Origin of the sequence: Collimonas sp. OK412, from assembly GCF_900112135.1 — a bacterium.
In the GTDB taxonomy this organism is placed as follows: domain Bacteria; phylum Pseudomonadota; class Gammaproteobacteria; order Burkholderiales; family Burkholderiaceae_D; genus Collimonas; species Collimonas rhizosphaerae.
Map to the genome: position 1 here is coordinate 31,729 of NZ_FOLC01000035.1, position 1,032 is coordinate 32,760.

Consider the following 1,032-nt stretch of genomic DNA (forward strand, 5'->3'; position numbering starts at 1 on the left):
CACTGCTGTTCGTCGTGCTCAAACCCGTCGAAGTCGAAGTGGACAACGAGGCCACGTTGCTGTTGGTTGTGCTCAGGCCAGTCGACAACGATGTAATGCCAGTCGAGGTCGAGGTAGACAACGATGCCACGCTGCTGTTAGTCGTACTCAAACCAGTCGAGGTTGAGGTCGACAACGAAGTCACGTTGCTGTTAGTCGTGCTCAAGCCTGTGGAGGTCGACGTCGACAACGATGCTACGTTGCTGTTAGTCGTGCTCAAACCCGTTGAAGTCGAAGTCGACAACGACGAAACACTACTGTTGGTTGTGCTCAGACCGGTTGAAGTCGACGTCGACAGCGATGAAATGCCGCTGTTGGCCGTGCTCAAGCCGGTTGAGGTCGAGGTCGACAACGAATTGACGCTGGTAGACAGGGACGATATGCCACTGACAGCAGTATCCAGCTTGCCTGCCACCGCATACAACTGGCTGCCATTGACGGCATCGGTGCTGGCCGCGGAGATCTGGCCGGCAGCGACATTGGTTACCTGGCGCTCAGCGCCGGCAGAGCCAACGCTGACGACGCCCACCGGCGCATTGCCGGCGAACGTGCCAAACGTGGTGCCGCCAACGGTGGCCGAACTGACCGGTACGGCAGCAGCGGTTGCCGAATTCGCACCCAGCGCCACCGAATTGTTCGTGGCGGCCACGGCATTGGGGCCAATGGCAACAGCGTCGGTTCCGGTCGCTTTCGAATCTGCTCCGGTCGAATTGGCATGGAAGTACTTGATGCCCCGGCTATTGATGTTGTCGATCGCCGAACCGACATTATTGGCGGTGGCGGTAGTGCCGTTTGCATTGTAGGTGGTATAGGACGGCGCGCTGACCGTGCCGGTCGCCGAATTATAGGTGGCGCCACCACCCAGGCCGGCTGCAGTGCTGGTCCCCAGCGCATCCACATTGGACTTCACTGTGCTGATGCCGGTTGACAAGGAAATGATCCCGGTCGAGGTTGAAGTCGACAGCGACGAAACGCTGCTGTTGGTCGTGCTCA

1 pseudogene is annotated in these 1,032 nt (G+C 58.9%); it reads right to left on the minus strand.

Features of this window, described 5'->3' with window-relative positions:
• Window positions 1-949, minus strand: a pseudogene (locus BM062_RS26285) (hypothetical protein); the annotation flags it as partial.
• Between the last annotated feature and the right edge of the window lie 83 nt (window positions 950-1,032).